General features: G+C 60.5%; 8 protein-coding genes. All 8 read right to left on the reverse strand.

The window, feature by feature from the left end; genetic code table 11:
• Nucleotides 1–46: 46 nt before the first annotated feature.
• The 8 genes from prfB to GIR22_RS14705 all read right to left on the reverse strand — a co-directional run bounded on the left by prfB (nucleotide 47) and on the right by GIR22_RS14705 (nucleotide 9,792).
• Nucleotides 47–1,142 (reverse strand): peptide chain release factor 2 gene (prfB, locus tag GIR22_RS14670; protein WP_154744027.1). Its coding sequence is split into 2 segments (ribosomal slippage): nucleotides 47–1,069 and nucleotides 1,071–1,142, totalling 1,095 coding nucleotides; the frame shifts between segments, so codons are not numbered across the junction.
• Between the two features lie 207 nt (nucleotides 1,143–1,349).
• The gene (locus tag GIR22_RS14675) at nucleotides 1,350–2,351 is read right to left on the reverse strand and encodes a diguanylate cyclase domain-containing protein (RefSeq protein ID WP_154744028.1); all 1,002 of its coding nucleotides are present in this window, start codon (nucleotides 2,349–2,351) and stop codon (nucleotides 1,350–1,352) included.
• A gap of 51 nt (nucleotides 2,352–2,402) precedes the next feature.
• The gene (cheB, locus tag GIR22_RS14680; RefSeq protein WP_154744029.1) at nucleotides 2,403–3,413 is read right to left on the reverse strand and encodes a chemotaxis response regulator protein-glutamate methylesterase; all 1,011 of its coding nucleotides are present in this window, start codon (nucleotides 3,411–3,413) and stop codon (nucleotides 2,403–2,405) included.
• Nucleotides 3,410–5,695 (reverse strand): hybrid sensor histidine kinase/response regulator, encoded by a 2,286-nt coding sequence (locus tag GIR22_RS14685; protein WP_154744030.1) that lies wholly within the window; start codon nucleotides 5,693–5,695, stop codon nucleotides 3,410–3,412. Before GIR22_RS14685 ends, cheB begins: the two co-directional genes overlap by 4 nt.
• Complete coding sequence (locus tag GIR22_RS14690; RefSeq protein WP_154744031.1) at nucleotides 5,692–6,390, reverse strand: chemotaxis protein CheW; 699 nt, start codon at nucleotides 6,388–6,390, stop codon at nucleotides 5,692–5,694. Before GIR22_RS14690 ends, GIR22_RS14685 begins: the two co-directional genes overlap by 4 nt.
• Nucleotides 6,387–7,649, reverse strand: coding sequence for a CheR family methyltransferase (locus GIR22_RS14695; RefSeq protein ID WP_154744032.1), 1,263 nt, complete (start codon nucleotides 7,647–7,649; stop codon nucleotides 6,387–6,389). Before GIR22_RS14695 ends, GIR22_RS14690 begins: the two co-directional genes overlap by 4 nt.
• Nucleotides 7,646–8,170: a chemotaxis protein CheW gene (locus GIR22_RS14700; RefSeq protein ID WP_154744033.1), complete on the reverse strand. Its 525-nt coding sequence runs from the start codon at nucleotides 8,168–8,170 to the stop codon at nucleotides 7,646–7,648. Before GIR22_RS14700 ends, GIR22_RS14695 begins: the two co-directional genes overlap by 4 nt.
• Nucleotides 8,170–9,792, reverse strand: coding sequence for a methyl-accepting chemotaxis protein (locus GIR22_RS14705; RefSeq protein WP_178122259.1), 1,623 nt, complete (start codon nucleotides 9,790–9,792; stop codon nucleotides 8,170–8,172). Before GIR22_RS14705 ends, GIR22_RS14700 begins: the two co-directional genes overlap by 1 nt.
• Between the last annotated feature and the right edge of the window lie 13 nt (nucleotides 9,793–9,805).

The raw sequence follows: 9,805 nt of genomic DNA on the forward strand, positions 1-9,805 counted from the left end.
GATCGCGGGCAAGAACTAGGCGTCCCTCCCCGCTCCTACAAAGTCTTTACAAGCCTTGTTTGAGGCTGGCCACCAGGTACTCGTCGATATCACCGTCGAGGACCTTGTCGCAATCGCTGCGCTCGATGTTGGTGCGCAGGTCCTTGATTCGCGACGCGTCAAGCACGTAGGAGCGAATCTGATGACCCCAGCCGATGTCGGACTTGGTGTCTTCCAGGGCCTGGGACGCGGCGTTGCGCTTCTGCACTTCCTGCTCATACAAGCGGGCCCGCAACATTTTCATCGCGGTGTCTTTGTTCGCATGCTGGGAACGTTCGTTCTGGCAACTGACCACGGTGTTGCTCGGTACGTGGGTGATACGTACGGCCGAGTCCGTGGTGTTTACGTGCTGGCCACCGGCACCGGAGGAGCGGTAGGTGTCGATGCGCAGGTCCGACGGGTTGATATCGATTTCAATGTTGTCATCGATTTCCGGCGATACAAACACGGCCGAGAATGAGGTGTGGCGGCGGTTGCCGGAGTCGAACGGACTCTTGCGCACCAGGCGGTGCACGCCGATCTCGGTACGCAACCAGCCAAAGGCGTATTCGCCCTTGATATGGATGGTCGCGCCCTTGATCCCGGCGACTTCACCGGCGGACAGTTCCATGATGGTCGCGTCGAAACCGCGCTTGTCAGCCCAGCGCAGGTACATGCGCAGCAGGATGTTGGCCCAGTCCTGGGCCTCGGTGCCACCGGAACCGGCCTGGATATCCAGGTAGGCGTTGTTGGCATCCATCTCACCGCTGAACATACGGCGGAATTCAAGTTTTTCCAGGGACTCGCGCAAGCGCTCGACTTCAGCAGCCACGTCATCGACGGCAGCCTGGTCTTCTTCCTCGGCAGACATCAGCAGCAGGTCCTTGGCATCAGCCAGGCCTGAGTGCATCTCGTCGAGGGTTTCTACGATCTGCGCCAGCAGGGAGCGCTCGCGCCCCAGTTCCTGGGCGTAGGCAGGGTTGTTCCAGACACTCGGATCTTCAAGCTCGCGATTGACTTCGGTCAGGCGCTCATGCTTTTGATCGTAGTCAAAGATACCCCCGAATAGTTTCGGAGCGCTCGGACAGGTCCTTGATACTGTTAAGGATCGGGTTGATTTCCATGGCGGGCAGCACTCGTTGGCGAACTTTTGAAAGCCGGCGAGTATAACGGCAAACGGCTGTAAACGGCAGTCCGCCTGGCCGAAAAGGCGGGATTGTGCGCCGCAATCGAAGCGCAGGGCTTGAGCCCTGTGCCGATAGCGGGACGCGAAGCGTCCAGGGTGGCATTCCCACGCAGGGCGTAGGAATACTCATCAGCAGCGTTTCAGATCACTCGATCCCCGCCTGATTACGCCCATTATGCTTGGCCAGGTATAACCCCTTGTCCGCTGCCGAAATCAGTTGCCGGCAATCGGTACCTTGTACGGGCGTCATGGTCGACAGGCCAATACTGATGGTCAGGCTCGCGCCTTCGGCCGGGACGATGTGAGGAATTTTCAGGCCCGCGACGGCCAGGCGCAGTTTCTCGGCCACCAGACGCGCACCACCTGGAGACGTATTGGGCAGCACCAGGGCAAACTCTTCACCGCCGTAACGGGCCGGCAAGTCCGAAGGGCGACTGCTCGCGTCACGAATGGCCTCAGCCACTTTGCGCAAGGCTTCATCACCCTCCAGGTGGCCGAAGCTGTCGTTATAGGACTTGAAGAAATCCACATCGATCATCAGCAGTGACAACTGGGTCTGGTCGCGCATGGCACGGCGCCACTCCAGTTCCAGGTACTCGTCGAAATGCCGGCGGTTGGACAGCCCGGTGAGACCGTCAGAGTTCATCAACCGTTGCAATACCAGGTTGGTGTCCAACAGTTGCTGCTGGCTGACCCGCAAGGCGCGGTAGGCCGCATCCCGTTGCAACAGAGTCATATAGGAGCGCGAGTGATAGCGGATGCGCGCCACCAGTTCGATGTTGTCTGGCAGCTTGACCAGGTAATCGTTGGCCCCGGCGGCAAACGCCGCGCTCTTGATCAACGGGTCTTCCTTGGTCGAGAGCACGATGATCGGAATATTCTGCGTGGCCGGATGGTTGCGGTATTCGCGCACCAACGTCAGGCCATCGAGGCCCGGCATCACCAGGTCCTGGAGAATCACCGTCGGCCTGATGCGGATCGCTTGGGCAATGGCCTGGTGCGGGTCGGCGCAGAAGTGGAAGTCGATATTGTCTTCATGGGCCAGACCACGCCGCACGGCTTCGCCGATCATTGCCTGGTCGTCGACCAGCAACACCATGGCGGCGTTCTCGTCTGTCTTGAAGTCATCGAGCTGTAAATCATTCATTGCGGTCACCTGAGTTACTACTTTGCCGGCCAGGACAGCGAATTTTATCGATCATTTTGCGAATGCCTCCAGCAATCGTGACGCAATTCGCTCCAAGGGGCGAATTTCAACAGCGGCATCAATTGCCGCCGCCGCTTTTGGCATGCCATAAACCGCACTGCTTTGCTGGTCCTGGGCGATGGTCAGGTAGCCTTGCTGACGCATCAATTTTAGCCCCTGGGCCCCGTCGCGCCCCATACCGGTCAGCAACACGCCGATGGCATCGCCGCGCCAATAACTGGCAACACTTTCGAAAAATACGTCGATGGACGGCCGATAGATCTCGTTCACCGGTTCGGCGGTGTAGGCCAGAGTACCGTTCTTCAACAGACGGATATGATGATTGGTGCCAGCCAGCAGCACCACGCCATTTTGCGGCGGCTCGCCTTCCCGGGCCAGGCGTACTGGCAGGCTCGAAGCGCTGCTCAGCCATTCGGCCATGCCGGCGGCAAAGACCTGATCCACGTGCTGTACCAGCACAATGGCCGCTGGAAAATTGCGCGGCAAACCTTTGAGCAGCACTTCCAGGGCAGCCGGACCACCAGCGGACGAACCAATGGCTACCAGCCGCTGGCGTTTGCCCGGGGCCCGCAGGGGCGCCGGCTCCGCGCGTACCTGGGCACTGCGCTGGCCGATCAGCCAGCCGATATTGAAGATCTTGCGCAACAACGGTGCCGCCGCTTCCTTGGCATTACCCACGCCCAGGGCCGGGGTGTCCACCACGTCCAGGGCGCCATGGCCCATGGCCTCGAACACCCGGCTGACGTTGGCCTGGCGATCCACGGTGACGATGACAATCGCGCACGGTGTTTCGGCCATGATTTGCCGGGTGGCTTCCACGCCATCCATCACGGGCATGATCAAGTCCATCAGAATCAGGTCCGGCGTCAGCTCGGCGCAACGTTGTACCGCCTCCAGGCCGTTACTGGCCACCCATGCCACTTCATGGGCCGGCTCCAGGCTCAGTGCCCGGCGTAACGCCTCAACGGCCAGGGGCATGTCATTGACAATCGCGATCTTCATGCCCCGGCGCCTCCAATCAGCTCCACCACCGCGTCCAGCAGTGCATCGTCGTGGAAACTGGCCTTGGCCAGATAATAGTCGGCGCCAGCGTCCAACCCACGGCGCCGGTCTTCTTCCCGATCCTTGTAGGAGACCACCATCACGGGCAACGATTGCAAACGCGTATCACGGCGCAAAAGTGTGACCAATTCGATACCGTCCATACGAGGCATATCAATGTCCGTGATGAGCAGGTCAAAGTTTTCAGAGCGCAAGGCATTCCATCCATCCATGCCATCGACGGCAACCGCCACGTCATAACCACGATTGAGCAACAACTTGCGCTGCAATTCGCGCACGGTAAGCGAGTCATCCACCACCAGGATACGCTTGCGTGCCGCTTCGGCAACGTGCTGACTGCGCCTGGCAATGCGCTCCAGACGACCGGTGTTGAGCAGCTTGTCCACCGAGCGCAACATGTCCTCGACATCGACGATCAACACCACCGACCCATCATCGAGCAAGGCCCCAGCAGAGATGTCCTGGACCTTGCCCAGGCGATCATCCAGCGGCAACACCACCAAAGTACGCTCGCCGACAAACCGTTCCACGGCGATTCCGTACACTGCATCCCGCTCACGGATCACCACAACCTTGAGGGTCTGCTCATTGCTTTGTCCCGGCGGGCGTTGCAGCAACTGACTGGCAGCCACGAGGCCGACGTGCCGGCCTTCATGCCAGAAGTGCTGGCGGCCTTCCAACTGCACGATGTCATCGGGCTCCAGGTCGCACATGCGTTCGATATGTGCCAGGGGAAACGCGTAGGCCTCCTCACCGACTTCTACCACCAGGCTGCGTACCACCGACAAGGTCAGCGGTACTTCCAGATGAAAGCGGCTGCCCTGCCCCGCCGTCTGCTCCAGCAGCACCGCGCCACGCAGTTGGCGAACCATGTGCTGCACGGCGTCAAGGCCGACACCACGGCCGGACACTTCAGTGACCTTGTCCCGCAGGCTGAAACCCGGCAGAAACAGGAACGTCAGCAGTTCTTCTTCACTCAGGCGCAGGGCGGTTTCCAGCGGCGACAGATTGCGCTCGACGATGGTCGATCGTAGGCACTCGAGGTCGACGCCATTGCCGTCGTCGCTCAATTCCAACATCAGCAAGCCAGCCTGATGGGAGGCTCGCAGGCGGATCAGGCCTTCCGCCGGTTTGCCCGCCAATAGTCGCTGCTCGGGCATTTCGATACCGTGGTCGACCGCATTACGCAATAAGTGGGTCAGCGGTGCCTCGAGTTTTCCCAGCACATCACGATCGACCTGGGTTTTTTCTCCCTCGATCTCCAGGCGCACTTGCTTGCCGAGGCTGCGGCCCAGGTCGCGGACCATTCGCACCTGCCCGGCCAGCACATCGGCAAAGGGCCGCATGCGGCAGGCCAGTGCAGTGTCGTAGAGCACCTGGGCGCGCTGCCCGGCGTGCCAGCCGAACTCATCCAGCTCGGCAGTTTTTTCCGCCAGCAGCGCCTGGGCTTCGCTTAACAGACGCCGGGTGTCGGCCAGGGCTTCCTGGGCTTGCAGGCTCAGTTCGACAGTCTTGAGATGGCCATCAAGGTTGTCCAGGGACCGAGCACTGTTGCTCTGGATGCGTTTGAGACGTTGCAGGCTGACGAGGTAAGGCTGGAGCCGCTGGGTTTCCACCAGGGATTTGCTGGACAGGTCCAGCAGGCTGTTCAAGCGTTCGGCGGTGACCCGCAATACCCGCTCACCGCCTTCGGTCATGGGTTTGCCCTGCCGTGCTCGGTCGGCAGCGACCAGCGTGGCGGGCTCACGCTCAGGCGGCAATGCCAGCAGCTCTTCGACGGGCAGCCCGGACAAGGCCGGCGTTACAGGGGCTGCTACCTTGCCTGCCGGTTCCGAGGGATCGAGCAAACGCGCCATCAACACCACATACGCCTCAATATCCGCTGGGGCCAGCGTATTACCAGGGGTGGCGATGCGCATCAGTAAATCAGTACCTTGCAGCAGCGCGTCAATATGTTCCGGTTGCAGGTAGAGTCGGCCTTCCTGGGCGCTGACCAGGCAATCTTCCATGACGTGGGCCACGCTGACCCCCGCATCCACGCCGACAATCCGCGCCGCGCCCTTGAGGGAGTGGGCGGCGCGCATGCAGGCTTCGAGCTGATCGGCCTGGGTCGGGTTGCGTTCCAGGGCCAACAGGCCGGCATTGAGAACCTGGGTCTGGGCGTCGGCTTCCAGGCTGAACAGCTCCAGTAACGAGGCATCACGCATTTGGTCGGGGGTCATGTGAGACTCCGGGTCACGGCGGACAACAATTGTTCCTCGTCCAGCCAGCGCAGGCTGCGGCCCTTGAACGGCAATACGCCCTGGGTAAAGCGGGCGCTGGCCTGGGTACCGGACACCGCAGCAGTCTTCAAAATGCGTTCATCAATGGCATGGATACCGTCCACTTCATCCACCGGCACCACTACCGGCCCATCAAGCGCGGCGATGATCAACATACGCGGCATTATCCGCCCGCCGCTCGGCGGGCTAATGGAGCTGTCCAGCCCCAGCAACTCCACCAGCGACAGGCAGGCCACCAGGGCACCGCGCACATTGGCCACCCCCAGCAACGCCCGGGAGCGCTGATGGGGCAAGGAATGAATCGGTTGCAACGGCGCCACTTCCACCAGGCAACGAGTGGCGATGCCCAGCCACTCTTCACCAAGGCGAAACATCAGCAGCGAACGAGTGACAATATCGCCATCACCCTCCACCGCCCCCACCAGGTGATGATCGTCTTGCTGCAAGGCATAGCGGTCGAGCAAACGGGTGGCTGCGGCGCAATACACCGAGCAATTACGACAGTGGATATGTTTGGCCAGCAACGAACAGGACTTGTCGCCGTGGATACCGATGCGGTTCCAGCAATCGTCGATAGCCTGGGTGTCAGCCAGGGTCAGGTCGGCGCCGAGGTCCGGGAATGCAGGATCAATCATCGTTTATGCTCACTGTCAGCTCGCTCACTGCGGGCGGCACGGGCCTGCAAACGACTGGCGCCAACCACATCGCCCTGGGATTGGAGCAGCGTGGCCAAGTGCATCAAGGCCTGCGAGTGCTGCGGTTCCAGGTACAAGGCTTTTCGATAATACCCCTGGGCTTCCAGGGGGCTACCGGCCACATCACTGAGCAGGCCCAGCCAATAGAACACCTGGGCCGCCGGGGGATGGCTCTGTAGATAACGCTCGCAAGCGGCGCGCGCCTCAAGGCTTTTGCCTTCATTGGCCAAGGTCGCGATCTGACTGAGTAGATCGGCTGCATCCGACTGTGCAGGTACCGGCTTGATCGACACTGCCGGTACGGCAAAGGTACTGAATGGCCGCGCTCGCGCAGGGATCTGCGCTGCGCGGCGCTGGGGCAACGTCGTCGACATCGGCACAAAGGCCGGTTCAGGCACCGGTTCGGCATGGCGACTGAAGGCAAATGACTGCGGCATACCCATCGAACGCATGCCAAGGCGCCCCAACAGACTGCCTTCGGCAGGGCCGATAAACAGCACGCCATCGATTTGGGTCAGGCCCTTGAGCACTTCAAACACCTGTTTCTGGGTCGGCTGATCGAAATAGATCAGCAGGTTGCGGCAAAACACAAAGTCATAGGCTGGCTCATTCGCCAGCAACCCAGGATCCAGCAAGTTGCCCACGTGCAGACACACTTGTTCGCGAACCCGGTCGCAAATCCGATAGCCATCGCTTTGCTCGACGAAGTGACGCTCGCGAAAGTCGATATTCTGGCCGCGAAAGGAATTCTTGCCATACACGCCGTGCCGGGCACGCTCCACTGATAGCGGGCTGACGTCCATGCCCCGAACCTTGAACTGATGAGGCGCAAGCCCGGCATCGAGCAAGGCCATGGCAATCGAATACGGCTCCTCGCCGGTGGAGCACGGCAAGCTAAGAATCCGTAATGCACGCATCTGCTTGATCTCGGCCAGGCGGGCCAGGGCCAATCGGGCCAGGGTAGCGAAGGATTCGGGGTAACGAAAAAACCAGGTTTCGGGGACGATCACCGCTTCGATCAGCGCTTGCTGTTCGTCATGGGAAGCCTGCAAGTGCTGCCAGTACTGATCCGCCGTCAGCGCCTGCAAGGCCAGGCTGCGCTGGCGCACGGCACGCTCGATGATTGCCTCGCCCACTGAGGCGACATCCAGGCCGATGCGCTCTTTAAGGAAGCCGAAAAAACGTTGGTCACCGCTCATCGAGCCTCCTGCGGCGTCAGGTCGTCAGAGAACAACAAAGTCCTTACCTGCGCCGTCAGCAGGTCGCCAACACCGATCCACTGCATCAAACCTTGCTCGTCCTCACGCACCGGCCCCAGGTAGGGTGCCTGGCGATTGTCCAGGCCGTAGGGCTGGAAATCCGCTGGATCACAACGCAGGGTATCAGTGGCCTGCTCGAGGATCAGCCCCAGCCAGCGCGCATCAACCCAAGGCTCGGGCCGATAGTTGACCAACACCAACCGCGTGCTGGTTCGGGCCTGGGCTGGAGAACCGAAGGTCAAGGCACTGAGGTCGATGACCGGCACCATTACCCCACGATGGGCAAAAATCCCGGCCACCCAGGCGGGCGTATGGGCAATGGGTTTCAAAGGCCGGCGCGGCAGCACTTCGGCCACTTCGGTGGCTTTGAGGGCATAACGTTCGGTGCCGATGTGAAACACCAGGAACAATGCTTTTTTCGCTGCAGCAACGACGCCGCCTTTAGCCGCGAGGTCGCTCATCAGACTTTAAAACGTGACACGCCACTGCGCAGGCCAACTGCGACCTGGCTCAGCTCATCGATGGCGAAACTGGCTTGGCGCAAAGACTCCACGGTCTGGCTGCTGGCATCGCCCAATTGCACCAGGGCATGGTTGATCTGCTCGGCGCCGGTGGCCTGGGCCTGCATGCCTTCGTTGACCATCAGCACCCTAGGCGCCAGGGCCTGAACCTGATGAATAATCTGCGATAACTGCTCCCCCACTTGCTGCACTTCGAACATACCGCGGCGCACTTCCTCGGAGAACTTGTCCATGCCCATCACACCGGCCGACACCGCCGACTGAATCTCACGCACCATCTGTTCGATATCGTAGGTGGCCACCGCGGTCTGATCCGCCAGGCGTCGCACTTCGGTGGCGACCACCGCAAAACCACGACCGTACTCACCGGCCTTCTCGGCTTCAATCGCGGCGTTGAGGGACAACAAGTTGGTCTGGTCAGCCACTTTGACGATGGTCACCACCACCTGGTTGATGTTGCCGGCCTTCTCATTGAGGATCGCCAATTTGGCATTGACCAGATCGGCGGCGCCCATCACCGAATGCATGGTTTCTTCCATGCGCGCCAGGCCTTGCTGGCCGGAACCGGCGGCCACCGAGGCCTGGTCAGCAGCGGTGGCTACTTCGGTCATGGTGCGCACCAGGTCCTTGGAGGTTGCGGCAATCTCCCGGGAGGTGGCGCCAATCTCGGTGGTCGTGGCGGCGGTTTCGGTGGCAGTGGCTTGTTGCTGCTTGGAAGTGGCGGCGATCTCGGTGACCGAGGTAGTGACCTGCACCGACGAACGCTGAGCCTGGGACACCAGGGCGGTCAGCTCGGTCATCATGTCGTTGAAGCCTGTTTCCACGGCACCGAATTCGTCCTTGCGTTCCAGGTTCAAGCGCTTGCTCAAGTCTCCGGTACGCATGTTTTCCAGAATATCGACGATGCGCTTCATCGGCGCCATGATTGCGCGCATCAGCAACAGGCCACACAGGCCAGCGGCGAGGATCGCCAGGATCAACGAGACGCCCATGCTGACTTTCGCGGCGACCACGGCATCGTCAATGGCAGCGGTGGCGTTATCTGCCACTTGCTTGTTCTCATTGATGATGTCGTTAAGCTTCATGCGGCCTGCGTTCCAGGCCGGAGTCAGTTGCTCGTCGAACAACTTGACCGCCTCGGCGTCATTGTTCGCCAAGTGCAAGTCCAGGACCTGGGCGAGAGTCTTGTTGTAGTTCTGGCGAAGGGCTTCGAAGGCTGCGAACTCGCTCCGATCCTGCTCCATATTGATGGTGGTTACGTAACTGGCCATATGCTGATCAAGATTAGCTTCAAAGGCCTTGTAGTCCTGCTTGTCGGCGTCCGAAATTCCCTGATTCTTGTGCAGGCCAATCAGTTCCTGGGTCTGTAGGTAACTGTCGACCCAGGCGCTGCGAATCATCGTGCTGAAAAACAAACCTGGCACCGCGTCGTCGCGTACCGACGTTTCGCCGGTTTCGATCTTCAGTAGCCGTGAATATGAGACCACTACCATTAGCAACATAATGGCGATGATGACTGCAAAACTCGCCAGGATTCGTTGGCGCAGGGTCCAGTTCTTCACAGTCATTCCTCGA

Source organism: Pseudomonas karstica (assembly GCF_009707515.1).
Lineage (GTDB): Bacteria > Pseudomonadota > Gammaproteobacteria > Pseudomonadales > Pseudomonadaceae > Aquipseudomonas > Aquipseudomonas karstica.

What these genes read in the sequence shown, in the direction of transcription:
- GIR22_RS14695 (WP_154744032.1), bottom strand. Translation starts at nt 7,649, where the DNA reads ATGAGCGGTGACCAACGTTTTTTCGGCTTCCTTAAAGAGCGCATCGGC.
- GIR22_RS14700 (WP_154744033.1), bottom strand. Translation starts at nt 8,170, where the DNA reads ATGAGCGACCTCGCGGCTAAAGGCGGCGTCGTTGCTGCAGCGAAAAAA.
- GIR22_RS14675 (WP_154744028.1), bottom strand. Translation starts at nt 2,351, where the DNA reads ATGAATGATTTACAGCTCGATGACTTCAAGACAGACGAGAACGCCGCC.
- GIR22_RS14685 (WP_154744030.1), bottom strand. Translation starts at nt 5,695, where the DNA reads ATGACCCCCGACCAAATGCGTGATGCCTCGTTACTGGAGCTGTTCAGC.
- cheB (WP_154744029.1), bottom strand. Translation starts at nt 3,413, where the DNA reads ATGAAGATCGCGATTGTCAATGACATGCCCCTGGCCGTTGAGGCGTTA.
- GIR22_RS14690 (WP_154744031.1), bottom strand. Translation starts at nt 6,390, where the DNA reads ATGATTGATCCTGCATTCCCGGACCTCGGCGCCGACCTGACCCTGGCT.